Source organism: Pseudomonas sp. MLB6B, from assembly GCF_054508135.1.
The window spans coordinates 4167546-4182731 of record NZ_CP199313.1; the positions used below are offsets into that span (position 1 = coordinate 4167546).

Annotated in this window: 11 protein-coding genes and 1 pseudogene; 8 read left to right on the top strand and 4 right to left on the bottom strand. The window is 65.5% G+C overall.

Annotated features, from left to right (window positions below; translation table 11 throughout):
* Nucleotide 1 precedes the first annotated feature (1 nt).
* The 4 genes and pseudogenes from ACSMEV_RS18425 to ACSMEV_RS18440 all read right to left on the bottom strand — a co-directional run bounded on the left by ACSMEV_RS18425 (nt 2) and on the right by ACSMEV_RS18440 (nt 5034).
* Complete coding sequence (locus ACSMEV_RS18425) at nt 2–898, bottom strand: nitrilase family protein (RefSeq protein WP_459206423.1); 897 nt, start codon at nt 896–898, stop codon at nt 2–4.
* 149 nt (nt 899–1047) lie between these two features.
* Nucleotides 1048–2981 (bottom strand): annotated as a pseudogene (locus tag ACSMEV_RS18430) (flavin monoamine oxidase family protein).
* Nucleotides 2982–3118: 137 nt separating this feature from the next.
* A complete protein-coding gene (locus ACSMEV_RS18435) occupies nt 3119–4072 on the bottom strand; it encodes an aliphatic sulfonate ABC transporter substrate-binding protein (RefSeq protein WP_459206424.1) in 954 nt (317 codons plus the stop codon).
* A complete protein-coding gene (locus tag ACSMEV_RS18440) occupies nt 4069–5034 on the bottom strand; it encodes an ABC transporter substrate-binding protein (RefSeq protein ID WP_459206425.1) in 966 nt (321 codons plus the stop codon). Before ACSMEV_RS18440 ends, ACSMEV_RS18435 begins: the two co-directional genes overlap by 4 nt.
* Nucleotides 5035–5350: 316 nt before the next feature.
* On the opposite strand from ACSMEV_RS18440, the gene ACSMEV_RS18445 reads away from it, so the two are divergent.
* The 8 genes from ACSMEV_RS18445 (at nt 5351) to ACSMEV_RS18480 (ending at nt 15176) form a co-directional block, all read left to right on the top strand.
* The gene (locus ACSMEV_RS18445; protein WP_459206426.1) at nt 5351–6484 is read left to right on the top strand and encodes an acyl-CoA dehydrogenase family protein; all 1134 of its coding nucleotides are present in this window, start codon (nt 5351–5353) and stop codon (nt 6482–6484) included.
* Between the two features lie 73 nt (nt 6485–6557).
* A complete protein-coding gene (locus ACSMEV_RS18450; protein WP_459206427.1) occupies nt 6558–7502 on the top strand; it encodes an NAD(P)-dependent oxidoreductase in 945 nt (314 codons plus the stop codon).
* An 18-nt stretch (nt 7503–7520) separates the two neighbouring features.
* Nucleotides 7521–8315 (top strand): class II aldolase/adducin family protein, encoded by a 795-nt coding sequence (locus tag ACSMEV_RS18455; protein ID WP_459206428.1) that lies wholly within the window; start codon nt 7521–7523, stop codon nt 8313–8315.
* Between the two features lie 55 nt (nt 8316–8370).
* The gene (locus ACSMEV_RS18460; protein WP_459206429.1) at nt 8371–9990 is read left to right on the top strand and encodes an ABC transporter substrate-binding protein; all 1620 of its coding nucleotides are present in this window, start codon (nt 8371–8373) and stop codon (nt 9988–9990) included.
* Nucleotides 9987–10937 carry an ABC transporter permease gene (locus tag ACSMEV_RS18465; protein ID WP_459206430.1) on the top strand — a complete coding sequence of 317 codons (951 nt, stop codon included), beginning with the start codon at nt 9987–9989 and terminating at the stop codon, nt 10935–10937. The genes ACSMEV_RS18460 and ACSMEV_RS18465 overlap by 4 nt, the downstream gene beginning before the upstream one ends.
* 90 nt (nt 10938–11027) lie before the next feature.
* The gene (locus ACSMEV_RS18470) at nt 11028–11924 is read left to right on the top strand and encodes an ABC transporter permease (protein WP_459206431.1); all 897 of its coding nucleotides are present in this window, start codon (nt 11028–11030) and stop codon (nt 11922–11924) included.
* Nucleotides 11921–13540 (top strand): dipeptide ABC transporter ATP-binding protein, encoded by a 1620-nt coding sequence (locus ACSMEV_RS18475; protein WP_459206432.1) that lies wholly within the window; start codon nt 11921–11923, stop codon nt 13538–13540. The genes ACSMEV_RS18470 and ACSMEV_RS18475 overlap by 4 nt, the downstream gene beginning before the upstream one ends.
* Nucleotides 13541–13841: 301 nt before the next feature.
* Nucleotides 13842–15176: an LLM class flavin-dependent oxidoreductase gene (locus ACSMEV_RS18480; RefSeq protein WP_459206433.1), complete on the top strand. Its 1335-nt coding sequence runs from the start codon at nt 13842–13844 to the stop codon at nt 15174–15176.
* Nucleotides 15177–15186: the final 10 nt, after the last annotated feature.

The following is a 15186-nucleotide window of genomic DNA, read 5'->3' on the forward strand; positions in this document are numbered from 1 at the left end:
CTCAGCGCGGCATAGGTACGTGCAGGCGATAACCGAGCGCGGCGTCGTACAGGTCGGTGCGCCGGTCGCGTTGCAGGTCGTTGAGGCTGTTCCAGATCGGCGCGCTGCGCGCTGCGGTCAGGTCGACGTCGGCGTAGAGGATGCACTCCTCTTCGGCGCCGGCCACCTCGCCGATGGGCCAGCCGTTGGTGCCGGCGATCAGCGAGCAGCCGAGGAAGCGCCCGTCGCGCTCGCTGCCGATGCGGTTGGCGGCAGCGATGTAGAGGTTGTTGACGTGGGCGGCGGTGATGGTCAGGTACGAGGCCATGCAGCGACCGGCCGCGTCGAACAGCGGCGGCGGCGTCCATACCCAGTTGTTCAGGCTGCAGATGATGTCGGCGCCTTGGGCAGCCATCAGGCGCGGCACTTCGGGGAACCAGATGTCCCAGCAGATCAGCAGACCGATGCGGCCGATGGGCGTTTCGAACACGGGGAAGCCCAAGTCGCCCGGCGTGAACCAGAGCTTTTCCTGGTTCCATAGATGTGCCTTGCGGTAATGACCGAGCAGGCCGTCGGGGCCGAACAGCACGGCGCTGTCGAACAACTTCAGGCCATCGCGCTCGACGAATCCGGCCGCCAGGTAAACGCCATGCTCACGGGCCAGGTCGGCCCAGGCACACACACTGCGGCCTTCGCCCAGCGTCTCGGCATGGGCGTAGGCCTCGGCGCGGGACAGGAAGGTGTACCCGGTGTTGCAGAGTTCGGGCAGCACGATCAGGTTGGCGCCGGCGGCGATCGCCTGACGCGCCAGGGTCAACGTGTGTTGGAGGTTGCCCTCGCCGTGCTCGATACCCACTTGCGGGTCGAACTGGATGACGGCGATGCGGACGGGGCTGACAGGGGTGCAGTGGTCGGTCATTCCGGCTTCCTTTTTTGGGTTTGTTATGGAAGGCGGCCAGTACAGCGGGGATGGTCGAGCACTAACAGTCGGGAAACTCCGAAGGGCTTGAAAGAATAGTCTTACGCGCTTGAAGGAGGCGCCCTACAAGGCACGCCTCCTGACAAACATCAACGCACTTGGTAATGCGGGTAGTGGTCAAGGGTGAAGTCGCCGTTGAAGCGTGCCTGGGTGTGCTGGCACAGGTTGATCACGGCATCGACGGCAGTGCGCAGGCAAGGCTCGGTCCAGCCGGCATCGACGGAGAAGGACTCTCCAGCCAGGTAAAGTCCCGATTCGCCGCCTAGGTCGCGGTTGTATTTCATCAGGCTGACCGCGTCGTAGTAGGTGCCGGCGCGGTACAGCTTGGCGCAGCCCAGGGCGTTGGCATCGGTGAGCCAGCGCTGTATCCGAATGTTGCTGGTGTCGACATAAGGTGAAATAGGTTCGGCGATATTGGTGCAGCGCAGCAGGATACGGTCGAGTTCCTTCAGGCATTTTTCGACCAGTTCGCCGTCCTCGAAGCTGGCCAGTTTGCTGGCATCGTCTTCCCAGGTGTAGCTGAGCAGGATGCAGTCTTGCGCGTAGCTGGCGTTGTAGCGGTAGGCATAGACGTCGTGGACGAAGCTGTCGGTGACCAGGATCTGCGGCAGTTGCGGATGGCGGTCGAGAAAGGCTTTGTCCAACCCAGCGTAGACCTTGCAGCTGGTTTCCCAGTGCGCGTGCTTCCAGGCATCGACCACCGAATACGGCAGCAGCGCCTTGCCGAAGCCTTCGAGGCGCAGGTTGGTCTCGATCAGCCATGACGGCAGGGTCAGGATCACACTGTCGAAATCCTGGCTGCGCAATTGCGTGCTGTCAGGGGTGCTGTGCCGCCAGCGCTAGCTGACCCGGATGCTGCCGTCTTCACGTTTTTGCAGGGCGACCACGGAACTGTCGGTCAACAGGCCGTCCTGGCGCGCGACGCAGTGTTCGTAGAGGGAGGTGCCTGTTTCGGCGATGTTCATGAACAGCAGGCATTCGTCCATCGCCACCAAGCCGACATAACCGGGCGACTGGAACGGCAGCCCTTGGCTGTCAGGCAGCGACTGGGTCTGTAGATGGGTGCCGGCAGTGGCTGGCCGTGCTCGTCCACGCGCCCATGCACCAGTTGCAGATGGCTGCTGAAACCGAAGATTGCGGTGCGCAAGGGGTACAGGCAGCACACGTCGTAGAACGCTCCCCAACTGCCGTCGCCAATGCCGATCGAGTAGAAGATCGCCGATTCGTCGGCCGTCATGCCCAACCCACCGAAGTCGCCCGGTTGTTCGGGGTCCAGTGTGTCCAGCTTGGGCAGGTCCACCAGGTCGCGGAACGACAAGCGGTGGTAGCGCTCGACGATGGCCGACCACAATGCCGGCCATTCGGCCGTGCCATACCTACCGGCCACTTGCACTGCGAAACGCTTGGCGAAGCTCAGCCATTTTTCCTGTACGCGCTGCAGCGTTGCGGTAGGCGGCGGTGTGTGGCCCTGGGCATTGCGCCATATCAACAAGGTAGGATCGCCTTCCCCATCCAACTGCCCTTCGCGCAGATAGATGCCCGTGGCGTTGACCCATGGCGTACCAGGGTTGGGAAAGTCGGAAATGCGCAGCTCGAAGAGGTCGGCGTAGTACGCCATGAGCGAACGCCCAGTCTTGGGTGACTCGCCGGTTCGGTTGAAAAAGGGCATGCGCATTGCGCCCAACTCGAAGGGGGTGCAAGCCTGTGTGGATGCTGACGGCGCGCTGGACACGGTCAGATGGCGGCCGCCAACACGCTGCGATTGCTCGAACAGAGTGACGTGGGTATAGCCGCAGCGCAGCAATTCACGGGCAGCGGTCAAGCCCGTGACGCCGGCACCCACGATGGCGATGCGGTGCTCTGACCGCGTTGCCTGGGCAATGCCGCCAGCCTGTTCGATCAGCCGGCGGTAGTCGAAACATAGATCGGGTGGATTGGGGAAACGCGCTGCCCAGGGCAGGGCCGGCGATTGGGGTGTAATGGCCAGGTCGGCAGGATGGTTATGGGTAGATCCGATGGTCATGGTCGAGCTTCCTGGATGCAAGGAAGCGGCAGCCTGAAGCACCCATCGTAGCGAAGGTGACATCCCGCTAACGCAGGTTTGGTGCCCCTTTCGCTACTCGCCAATCCACATTCGAGGAAACCTCTGCACCTTCGCCGTTACTTAGGCTCGAACAACTCCACATCCCGCGCATCCACCCGCTTTGGCAACAGTCCCTCACGCTGGAACGCATCGGCAATGCGCTGCTGCTCGGCCAGATCCCCTACCTTCACCGGCTGCACGTCGTAACTGCGCCGCGCATTGGCCTGCTGCACGGTGGCGCTGTCCAGATTGCCCCACAGTGGGCCGAGAATGGCCGCCGCTTCGCCCGGATGGGCCTTGGTCCAGATGCCGACCTCGCGCAGCGAGCTATACACCTGCTGCAAGACCTCAGGGTGCGCTTTGGCGTAATCGCTGCCCGCCAGGTAATAGCGCTGGTAGCTGGCCAGGCCCTTGCCGTCGGCGAGCACGCGGGCCTGTTGCTGGCGCTGGGCGCTGGCGACGTACGGGTCCCAGGTGACCCAGGCGTCGACCTTGCGGTTTTCGAACGCGGCACGGCCGTCGGCGGGGATGAGATAGGCCGGGGCGATGTCCTTGAAGCTCAGCCCGGCCTTGGCCAGGGCCTGGATCAGCAGATAGTGGCTGCCGGCGGCCTTGGTCACGGCAATGCGTTTGCCCTTGAGGTCGGCCAGGGTCTTGAGCGGCGAGTCGGCCGGCACCAGGATCGCCTGCGCCGTGGGCGACGGCGCCTCGCGGGCGAAATAGGTGAGCTTGGCACCGGCGGCCTGGGTGAACACCGGCACGGTGTCGGCGACATCGGCGGACAGGTCGACATTGCCCAGGTTGAGCGCTTCGAGCAGCGGCAGGCCACTGGGGAATTCGTGCCAGCTCACGCGGATGCCGTCCGCCTTGAGGCGCTGCTCCAAAGTGCCCTGCGCCTTGAGCAGGGTCAGCAGCGTGGACGACTTCTGGTAGCCGATGCGTAAGGTTTGCTCGGCCTGGGCCAAGCCCGGCAGCAGAGCGCCCGCCAGCAAGGCCAAGCCCCAGCGGCGCAAGGTCGACACGCGGCTCATGGCTGCACCGCCACATCATCACGGGTTTTCAGGGTGAAGCCGCTGGCGAAGGTGGGCGCTACGTCGAGGTGCTGGTTCATCAGACCATGGGCCTGATAGAAATCCGCAGTGGCTTGTTGCTCGGCAACGGTGGTGGGGTCGATCACCTGCCAGCGCAGCTGACGGCGCTCGAATTGCAGGCGTGCGGCATTCTCGGGGAAGCCGATGATCGCGGCCAGGGTCTTCGAATAGCTGTCCAGGTTCTTGTTCGCCCACACTTGGGCGCCGGCCAAACGGTTCAGATAGTCCTGCAGCGCCTCGCGTCGTGCAGGGTCGGCCAGCGCCTGGTCGGTGGCGGCGAGGAAACTGTTGCCGCTCGACAACCCGCGGCCATTGACCAACACCCGGCCTTGGCCGCTGACTTCGGCCAAGGCGGTGTAGGGTTCCCAGGTCGACCAGGCGTCCACCGAACCGTTGGCCAGGGCGATCTTGGCGTCCACCGGGCCGAGGAAGCGCAACTCCACGTCCTTCTCGGTCAAACCGGCCTGGTCCAACGCCTTGAGCGCCAAGTAGTGACCGATCGAACCGCGGCCGGTGGCGATGCGCTTGCCCCTGAGGTCGCTGGCGCTGTGCAGCGGCGAATCGGGCCGCACCAGCAATGCAGTGCCGTAGGCATCGGACTTGTCGACGGCGATGGCCTTGACCGGCGCGCCTGAGGCGAGCACGAACAACAACGGCGCGTCGCCGATGATGCCGGCGTCGATGGCGCCGGCGTTGAGAGCCTCGGCCAAGGGCGCGGCGGCCGGGAACTCGGCCCAGCGGATGTCGTAAGGTAGGTCTTTCAGGGCCTGGGCGGCTTCCAGCTGGGCGCGCATGTTGCCCTTCTGGTCGCCGATGCGCAGGGTCAGGCGCTCGCTAGCGGCGGCCTGCCCCGCCAACAGCAGGGCCGAGGCGAGGATCAACAGCTTCGATCGAATGGACATGACGCTCCTTGGTAACGGGATGGACAGCGTGGTGCGGCCCTTAGGAAGCGAATGTAACGAGTTCTTTTAGATAAATTAAATTGATTTTAGGAATAATCTAATATGCATTTATGTTTTCAAGCACCCATCGCTACTGCCACTCGCCAACGTGAAGGAGCGACGGAGCACGGCTCATCTTTAAATGCCTAAATCGCATAAATAATAAACATAAAATTCGAAAAACAAATAATTAGCTTAGAACTAAAAAGACTTTTACAGCTTTTATCCAGACGAATACGGTCTTAGCCCATCAACGTCATTCCAGGGACTCAAGCCCATGACCCACCCCGCCGACAGCGTTCTCGCCGCGCTGACGCAGGCCTTGGCAGCCAACGCCGAACGCTTCGACCGTAGTGCCGAATTCCCCCAGGACAATTTCGACCTGCTGCACCGCCACGGTCTGCTCGGCCTGGCCACCCCTACCGCGCTCGGCGGCGGCGGTGCGGACCTCGTCCAGGCACGGCGGATCGTCAGCGCGGTCGCCCAAGGCGACCCGGCCACTGCGCTGATCCTGGTCATGCAGTACTTGCAGCACGAACGTCTGCAACACGACCCACGCTGGCCCGAGCACCTGCGCCGGCGGGTGGCCGAGGATGCGGTACGCAGCGGCGCCTTGATCAACGCCTTGCGCGTCGAGCCCGACCTCGGCAGCCCGGCCCGCGGCGGCCTGCCGGCCACCGTGGCGCGACGCACCGCGGACGGTTGGCGCCTGAACGGACGCAAGCGCTACTGCACCGGCAGCCACGGCCTGAGCTGGCTGCTGGTATGGGCACGCAGCGACGATGCCGACCCCTTGGTGGGCGGTTTTCTGGTACACCGCGACACGCCCGGCATCCGCATCGTGGAGGATTGGGACCACCTGGGCATGCGCGCCACGTGCAGCCATGAAATGCGCTTCGACGACGTGCTGATTCCGCTCGACCATGCCGTTGGCGTCAGCCCGGCCAGCGCCCCGCTCCCGGCCCTGGACGACCGCGCCCACTTGTGGATGGCGGTGTTGCTGCCCTCGGTCTACGACGGTGTGGCCCGTGCCGCGCGCGACTGGCTGGTGGGTTTCCTGCACGAGCGTGCGCCCGCCAATCTTGGCGCCCCACTGGCCAGCCTGCCGCGCTTCCAGGACGTGCTCGGGCGCATCGACACCTTGCTCTTCGCCAACCAAAGCCTGCTCGACAGCGCCGCTGCCGGGCATACCGCCGCCGCCCATGCGGGCCAACTCAAGCAGCTGGTGAGCGCCCAGGCCATCGAGGCCGTGACGCTGGCGGTGGAAGCGGCCGGCAATCCTGGTCTGTCGCGCCAGCAGGCGCTGGAGCGGCACTACCGCAATGTGCTGTGCGCGCGCATCCACACCCCTCAGGACGATGTCGTCTTCAACCAGGCCGGCCGTCGTGCGCTGGCGCGGGAGGTGGCATGAACCGTTCGCCTGGCGCCGTTCCACCCCACCGTCGTACTCAGCACGCCTCCACTTTCGTCATACGGGTATCGCCATGAGCGCTTCGATCATCGCCAGTCAGCTCGACGCGGCGTCCAACCATCAGCTGCGCGAGCGCCTGCCCGGGCATCGGGTCATCGACCTCCCTCTCGGCCAATTGAGCGTCGACGCCCCCGCCGACGTGTTGATCCTGCGGCCGCACAAACTGCGCGGCCAGCACCTGCAGGGCGCACCGGCAGGATGGCCGTGGAGCGTCAAATGGATCCAGTTGCTCTCTTCGGGCATCGACGCCTACCCGAACTGGCTGTTCGAGCACGTGCCCGTGACCAGCGCCAAGGGCGCCAACGCCGAGCATGTGGCCGAGTTCGCCCTGGCGCTGATCTTCGCCGCGGCCAAGCAACTGCCGGGACTGTGGGTCAAGGACGCCGACTGGCACCTCAGCCCTCTGGCGCCAGTACGCGGCCGGACCCTGGGCATCTTCGGCTTCGGCAGCATTGGCCAGAGCCTGGCGCGCAAGGCCACGGCCCTGGGCATGTCGGTACTGGCCCTGAACAGACCCGGCCAGGCGATCGCCGCGCAACCGGGGGTGACCCAGGCCGCCGACCTCGCCGAGCTGTTCGCCGGCAGCGACCATCTGGTGCTCGCAGTGCCGTTGACCGCCGCCACCCGTGGCGTGATCGACCAACAGGTGCTGAGCCATGCGCGTGCGGGCCTGCACCTGATCAACATCGCCCGCGGCGGGCTGCTCGACCAGCACGCCTTGCTGCACGCACTGGACAGCGGCCTGGTCGGTCGCGCCAGCCTGGACGTCAGCGACCCCGAGCCGCTGCCCGACGGGCATCCGCTGTATCGGCATCCGCGGGTGTTTCTCTCGCCGCACACCTCGGCCCTGTCCGAGGACGGCCATCCGGCCTTTCTCGAAGCCTTCATCGACAACTTCCACCGCTACCGCGAGCAGGCGCCTCTGGCCAACCTGGTCGACCTGGCACGCGGCTACTGAACCCTCGGAGCGTCCCCCATGCCTGCACTGTCCGCCTTGCCCTCCACCCCACCGTCACTGCGCGAGCGGGTCAGCGCCGAAGAATGGGAGGTGCGCGTCAAACTGGCGGCCGCCTACCGCCTGGCCGCGCTGTTCCGTTGGACCGACCACATCTACACGCACTTCTCCGCCCGCGTCCCGGGGCCCGACGAGCATTTCCTGATCAATGCCTTTGGCCTGATGTTCGACGAGATCACCGCCTCCAACCTGGTCAAGGTGGACGTCGACGGCACGGTCATCGACGACCCGCTGGGGCTGGGCATCAACCAGGCCGGTTACGTGATCCACAGCGCCATCCACCGCGCACGGCCCGACTTGCAGGCCGTGCTGCACACCCATACCCGCGATGGCGCGGCGGTGTCGGCGCAGCGCGAGGGCCTGCTGCCCATCTCGCAACACGCCCTGGCCTACTACAGCCGAGTGGTCTACCACGCCTACGAAGGCGTGGCCCTGGACTTGGACGAACAGCAGCGCCTGGTGGCCAACCTGGGCCAGAGCAACATCCTGATCCTGCGCAACCATGGGTTGCTCACTGCCGGCATCAGCGTGGAGCACGCGTTCCGCGAACTGCATGGGCTGGAGCGTGCCTGCAACATCCAAGTGGCGGCCCAGGCGGGCGGCAACGACGGTTTGCTGCATGCCTCGCCAGCGGCCATCGCCAAGGTGCACGAGCAGTCGAAGCGCTTCTCCGATGGGCTGGGAGAAGGGATACAGCGGCACTGGGATGCGCTGGTGCGGCAACTGGAGCGTGGCGGCCGCGAATACGCCCAATAGAAGCGGCGCCTCTGCCACCTGCGAACGGCTTTCTCAACTCAAGGACTGCACACCCATGCCCCCACTGCACCGCCTGTTCGCCCTCGGCGCCCTGGCGCTGAGCCTCACCGCCTGCTCACCCGGCGACGACAGCGCCACCCGCAACACCCTGAACATCGCGTTCTGGGGCGATAACACCACCCTGGTCAGCTTCGACCCCTTCCAAGTCTATTGGCTCGAACACCGCGTGCTATTGCGCAACGTCGCCGAATCGCTCACCGACCAGGACCCGCAGACCGGTCGCATCATCCCCTGGCTGGCGCGCAGCTGGGAGGTCAGCGACGACGCCCTGAGCTACACCTTCCACCTGCGCCAGGACGTCACCTTCAGCAACGGCGAGCGCTTCGACGCCCAGGCCGTGAAGACCGCCTTCGACAGCGACAAGGCCTTCGCCCGCGAGTTGCCGGCCACCTTCGGCGCCACCTACCTGGCCGGCTACGACCACAGCGAGGTGCTCGACGACTTCACCGTCAAACTGGTGCTGTCGCGACCCAACGCAGGCTTCCTGCAAGCGACCTCCACCACCAACCTGGCGATCCTTGCGCCCGCGTCCTACCGACTCAGCGCCCAACAGCGCTCCCAGGGCCAGATCATCGGCACAGGGCCGTTCACCCTCGAGCACTACACCCCGGAAGTCGGCGCACGTCTGGTCAAGCGCGCCGACTACGCCTGGGCCTCGGCCAACGTACGCAACCAGGGCGCAGCCCATCTGGATGCCGTGGAGGTGCGCTACATCCCGGAGGAAAGCGTGCGCAACGGTCTGTTCCTGCAGGGCAAGGTCGACATCCTCTGGCCCCGTCAGCCGTTCTCCGAAGTCGACCAGCAGCTGTTCCAGTCCAAGGGTGCCAGCATCCAGAGCCGTTCGCTGCCGGGCCCAGCCTTGAACCTCTACCCCAACACGCGCAACGACCGCCTGCTGGCCGACCGTCAGGTGCGCCTGGCCCTGCAGAAGGCCATCGACCGCACCAGCTACGCGCACACCGTCTACAACAAGCAATTTCCAGTGGTCAGCGGTGTATATGACATCACCACACCCTTCTTCAAACCCCAGGCCGACAAGCTCGCCTACGACCCGCAAGCGGCCGGGCGTCTGCTGGACGCCGCAGGCTGGCATCAGGGCGAGGACGGCTACCGGCACAAGGACGGCAAGCGCCTGACCTTGCGCTACAACCTCACCCCCGCCGAAAGCGCCGGTGACGTGTTGGTGCAGGATCAACTGCGCAAGGTCGGCATCGACCTCAAGCTCAACGTGCTGACCCGTGCCGAGTGGGTCGCCGGCAACGCGTCGGGCAACTACGACCTCACCTCCACCTACATGACCCGCGCCGATCCGATCATCCTGCAGACCATCCTCGACCCGCGCGCGGCCAACAGCGCGACCATGGCCACCAACGCCTACGAACCCGCCACCCTCGAGCAGGCGCAGGCGCTGTTCGACCAGGGCCTGCGTGCCACCGCAGATCCGCAACGGGCGCAGGCCTACGGTCAATTGCAGGACTTGCTGGTCGACCAAGCGGCGGCCTTCCCGCTGTACGAACGGGTCTGGCAGGCGGCCACTGCGCCACGGGTCAAGGACTTCCGCTGGACCGCCGAAGGCTTCGCGCTGCTCAGCGACATCCGGGTCGGCCAGCCATGAAGCGCTACCTGATCGGCCGCATCGGCCAGGCCCTGTTGGTGCTGTGGGGCGCCTATACCCTGACCTATCTGATCCTCTATCTACTGCCGGGCGACACATTGTCGATCATGCTCAGCGCCTCGGGCATGGAAGCCGATGGCCTGTCGCCGCAGGACCTGGCCAAGGCCCGCGCCTACTACGGGTTGGACAAAGGCCTGCTAGGGCAGTATCTCGACCTGCTCGGCCGCGCCTTGCAAGGCGATCTGGGCCAGTCGCTGTCGCTTGGTCGACCGGTCACGGCGCTGTTGGCCGAACGTCTGCCGCAGACCTTGGCATTGGCCGGCAGCGCCATCCTGCTGTCGCTGGTGGCCGGCATCGGTCTTGCTTACGTGACGGCCTACATCCAATGGCGGCCGCTCAAGACCGCGCTGGCGCGCCTGCCTTCGCTGGGCTTCTCGGTGCCGGTGTTCTGGATGGGGCTGCTGCTGATCCAGGTGTTCGCCTTCGCGCTGGGCTGGTTGCCGGCCACCGGCAGCCAGGGCCTGGAAAGCCTGGTGCTGCCAGCCATCACCCTGGCGATTCCCAGTGCGGCGGTGTATGCGCAGGTACTGCAACGGGGCTTTCAAGGGGTGTGGCAGGAGCCGTACATCATCACGGCCTTCGCCAAGGGCCTCAGCCGCGGCCAGGTGCAGGCCCGACACGGTTTTCGCAACGCAGCCCTGCCACTGCTGACCCTGGTCGGCTTGCAGGTGGGCAATACGGTGTCCGGCGCGGTGCTGGTGGAAACCATCTTTTCCCGCAACGGCGTCGGGCGGCTGGCCCAGGAAGCCGTGCTGCGCCAGGACATTCCCGTGGTGCTGGCGATCGTCGCGGTGTCGGCGGCGGCGTTCGTGGCGGTCAATCTGCTGGTCGACTTGCTGTATCCCTATCTGGACCCACGCATCACCCATCAGGCGAGGGTGAGCTGACATGAACGGCGACCTCTCCCGGTTCGGTGGCATGCCGCCTTCCAATCCACGTGGACTCAGTTCCCGAAACAGCGCTGCGGGTGAATGGACATGAGCATCGACCTTTCTCTGGATCCGCCTGCGCCTACCGTGACCGCGCCTGCCTGGAAGCGTCGCTCGCGCTGGCAGCGTGTGCGCCAGGCCTGGGTGCCCTTGCTACGCCGGCCAGGTTTCAGCTTGGCACTGCTGATCGTTGTCTTCGCCCTGCTCTGCGCGCTGGTGCCGCAGGTATTGAGCGGCTTCGATCCCTATGCCACCTCGCCGCTCGACAAACTCAGCGCGCCCAGTGCCGTGCACTGGTTCGGCACCGACGAGCTGGGCCGCGACCTCTATACCCGTGTGGTGTATGGCGCGCGGCTGTCGGTGCTGGCGGCATCGCTGGCGGTGGCCATCGCCCTGCTCGGCGGGCTCGGTATCGGCGTGCTGGCGGGGTTTGCCGGTGGGCGGATCGATGCCGCGCTGATGCGCCTGGTCGATGTGCTGCTGGCCTTGCCCAGCCTGCTGCTGGCGCTGGCGATCGTCACCGCCATCGGCTTCGGCACGGTGCCGGTGGCCGTTGCGGTGGGGGTAGGTATCATTCCGGGCTTTGCCCGTACCACCCGCGCCGAGGTGCTGCGCATCAAGACCCTGCCCTACGTCGAGGCCGCGCGTCTGGGCGGCGCCAGTTGGACGCGCACGCTGCTGCGCCATGTGCTGCCCAATGCCTGGGGGCCGGTGGCGGTGCTCGCCACGCTGGATTTCGGGGCCGCCATCCTGGCCACTGCCGGCCTGAGTTTTCTGGGCTTCGGCGCAGCGCCACCGGCAGCGGAATGGGGCACCCTGATCGCCAACGGCCGACACTTCCTCATCACTGCCCCTTGGGTGTCGCTGCTGCCGGGGTCGTTCGTGGTGGCGGTGGTGCTCAGCCTCAATCATCTGGCGCGCAGCGCCGAGGAACATGCCCGATGACTTCATCCCCTCTGGTCGAAGTGCGCGACCTCAGCATCAGCTACGCCTTCGCCGGGCAGCGCCACCAGGCGCTGCGGCAACTGTCGTTCAGCCTGGCCCAGGGCGAAACCCTGGCCATCGTCGGCGAGTCCGGCTCGGGCAAGTCGACCCTGGCCAACGCCCTGCTCGGCTTGCTGCCTGGCAACGCCCGTATCGAACGGGGCGAGCTGTGGATCGACGACGTCGAAGTGGGCCGTGCCGCCGAGCGCACCCGGCGCCAGCTGCGCGGGCGTACCGTGGGCCTGGTGCCACAAGACCCGATGGTCAGCCTCAACCCGACCCAACGCATCGGCCGGCAGATCGCCGAAGCCTTGCCCGCCAGGGCTGGCCGCCAAGCGGCGGACGTGGACAGTGCCGTGTTGACGCTACTGGAGGAGGTGGGCCTGGACGACCCTGCGCTGCGGGCCCGCCAGTATCCGCACGAGCTGTCCGGTGGCATGCGCCAGCGTGTGCTGATCGCCATCGCCCTGGCCGGCGAGCCGCGCCTGATCATCGCCGACGAGCCCACCAGCGCCTTGGACGTGACGGTCCAGCGGCAGATCCTCGACCATCTGCAGCGTCAGGTAGCCGAACGCGGCATTTCGCTGTTGATCATCACCCACGACCTGGGCATGGCCTGCGACCGAGCCGATCGGCTGCTGGTCATGAAGCAGGGCGAGTTGGTCGAGCAGGCCTCGCCTCGGCAAGTGCTGTGGGGTTCGGCGCAGCCCTACACCCATCACCTGCTCAACGCGGCGCCCGCCTTCGTGCCACGGCACAGGCCCCCAGGGCCGGCTGGGAACGAGCCCTTGCTGCGCTTGAGCGGCGTCGGCAAACGCTTCGCGGTGCCTGGCCGGCAGCAGCCGTTCACTGCTTTGCAGGATCTACACCTGGAGGTGTATGCCGGTCAGACCCTGGCCATCGTCGGCGAGTCCGGTTCCGGTAAAAGCACGGCGTTGCGCATCGCCCTGGGTCTGGAGCGCCCCAGCCAAGGCAGTGTCGAGATCGAGGGTGAAGCGGTCGGCGACTACACGTGGCGACAGTTCCGGCCGCTGCGCCGGCGCGTGCAACTGGTCCAGCAAAATCCCTTCGCGGCACTCGACCCGCGCTTCACGGTGTACGACTGCATCGCCGAACCGCTGGTGTCGTTCGGGCTGCTGAAAGGTCAGGCGCTGGAACAGCGGGCACGCGCGCTGCTCGATCAGGTGCAACTGCCGGTGGAGTTTCTCGACCGTTTGCCGCGGGAGCTGTCCGGCGGGCAGCGCCAACGCGTGGCGATCGCCCGCGCCTTGGCGTTGGAGCCTGCGTTGCTGCTGCTGGACGAGCCGGTGAGCGCGCTGGACGTCTCGGTGCAGGCGCAGATTCTGGCGTTGCTGGAAAGGCTGCAACGCGAGCTGGGGATCGCCTACGTGTTGGTGTCCCATGATCTGGCCGTGGTGGCGAGCATGGCCGATCAAGTCGTGGTGCTGCGCCGAGGCGAGGTGGTCGAACAGGGGCCGGCCATACAGGTGTTCGGGCAACCGCGCGGCGAGTACACCCGCGAGCTGATCGCGGCCATTCCAGGGCATTCGCGGCATGTGCTGCCGGTGGCGGTGTGAGCGTAGCTGCGCTGAAGCTTGGGTATGCGCGGATGGATTGAGCCATTTATTTATTCAATATTCGCATTAAATAAATTTTGGATATCAGAAAAACACATAATTAGCTTAGAACCACAAAGCCTTTCACAACACCCTCCGCAGCACGTTAACGTCCCCTACATGAGTCCGACCCCCCGCCCGGTGGAGGCCTTTCCTTATGCCTTCCACCGGCGTGGACCTGCGGGTTCGATCATCTCACCTGCGCTGACTGCGCAGGCACGCCTCGGGAAGCCTCCATCGCATGCTTCCAGAGGAACCCTTCATGAGCAAACGACAGATCCACCTTGGCGCCATGATCCACGGTGTCGGCCACGGTTGGGGCGAATGGCGCCACCCGGACGCCCTGGCCGATGCCAGCGTCAACTTCGGTTTCTACCAGCAGCAGGCGAAACTGGCCGAGGCCGCCCGCTTCGATTTCGCCTTCATCGCCGACAGCTTGCACATCCATGCCCGTTCCAGCCCGCACTACCTCAACCGCTTCGAACCCCTGACACTGCTTTCGGCCTTGGCGGCCGTGACCACCCGCATCGGCCTGGTGGCGACGGTCACGGTCAGCTACACCGAGCCCTTCCAGGTCGCGCGTCAGTTGGCCTCGCTCGATCTGATCAGCGGCGGGCGCGCCGGTTGGAACGTGGTCACCTCGTGGCTCTCGGGCACCGCCGACAATTTCAGCAAGGCCGAGCATCCGCCCCATGCCGTGCGCTACCGCATCGCGCGCGAACACGTGAAAGTGGTCCAGGGTCTGTGGGACTCCTGGGAAGACGATGCCTTCACGCGGGACAAGCAAAGCGGCGAGTTCTTCGACCCGGCCAAACTGCACACCCTCGGTCACCAAGGCGAGTTCTTCCAGGTCAAGGGCCCGCTGAACATCCAGCGTTCGCCCCAAGGCCAACCCTTGATCTTCCAAGCCGGCGTATCGGAAGACGGTCGCGAGTTCGCCGCGCAGAATGCCGACGCGATCTTCCTCAACCCCGAGTCCTTCAGCGAAGCCCACGCCTACTACCGCGACCTCAAGCAGCGCGCTGCACGCCATGGCCGCGATCCGGACGAGCTGTTCATCCTGCCAGGCATCCGTCCGATCATCGGTCGCGACGAGGCCGAGGTGGAGCGGCGCTACCAGCAGGCCGTGGAGCTGGTGAGCATCGAGGATGCGCTAGTCGCCCTAGGCCGGCCGTTCAACGATTACGACTTCACCCAGCATGACCTGGACGCCCCCTTCCCCGATCTCGGTACGTTGGGCGAAAACAGCCACAAAGGCACTTCCGACTACCTCAAGCAGCTGGCCCGTGACGAAAATCTGACCCTGCGCGAACTGGCCCTGCGCTTCTCGCGGCCCAAACGCGACTTCACAGGCACGCCGGAACAGGTGGCCAACGCTTTGCAGGACTGGTTCGAAGACCGCGCCGCCGACGGTTTCATCATCAACTCGCTGCTGCCCGATGGGCTGCAATATTTCACCGAGCTGGTCGTGCCGCTGTTGCAAGCACGCGGTCTACTGCGCCGCGAGTATCCGGGGGATACGTTGCGTGACAGTTTTGGCCTACAGGTGCCGCAGAACCGCAATGCCTTACGACGCGTGGAGAGCGCCGTGGCTTGAAGTGTTGTGC

Bases quoted from the DNA above. Each gene is read 5' to 3' on its own strand.
- ACSMEV_RS18425 (WP_459206423.1), bottom strand. From the start codon at position 898: ATGACCGACCACTGCACCCCTGTCAGCCCCGTCCGCATCGCCGTCATC.
- ACSMEV_RS18435 (WP_459206424.1), bottom strand. From the start codon at position 4,072: ATGAGCCGCGTGTCGACCTTGCGCCGCTGGGGCTTGGCCTTGCTGGCG.
- ACSMEV_RS18440 (WP_459206425.1), bottom strand. From the start codon at position 5,034: ATGTCCATTCGATCGAAGCTGTTGATCCTCGCCTCGGCCCTGCTGTTG.
- ACSMEV_RS18445 (WP_459206426.1), top strand. From the start codon at position 5,351: ATGACCCACCCCGCCGACAGCGTTCTCGCCGCGCTGACGCAGGCCTTG.
- ACSMEV_RS18450 (WP_459206427.1), top strand. From the start codon at position 6,558: ATGAGCGCTTCGATCATCGCCAGTCAGCTCGACGCGGCGTCCAACCAT.
- ACSMEV_RS18455 (WP_459206428.1), top strand. From the start codon at position 7,521: ATGCCTGCACTGTCCGCCTTGCCCTCCACCCCACCGTCACTGCGCGAG.
- ACSMEV_RS18460 (WP_459206429.1), top strand. From the start codon at position 8,371: ATGCCCCCACTGCACCGCCTGTTCGCCCTCGGCGCCCTGGCGCTGAGC.
- ACSMEV_RS18465 (WP_459206430.1), top strand. From the start codon at position 9,987: ATGAAGCGCTACCTGATCGGCCGCATCGGCCAGGCCCTGTTGGTGCTG.
- ACSMEV_RS18470 (WP_459206431.1), top strand. From the start codon at position 11,028: ATGAGCATCGACCTTTCTCTGGATCCGCCTGCGCCTACCGTGACCGCG.
- ACSMEV_RS18475 (WP_459206432.1), top strand. From the start codon at position 11,921: ATGACTTCATCCCCTCTGGTCGAAGTGCGCGACCTCAGCATCAGCTAC.
- ACSMEV_RS18480 (WP_459206433.1), top strand. From the start codon at position 13,842: ATGAGCAAACGACAGATCCACCTTGGCGCCATGATCCACGGTGTCGGC.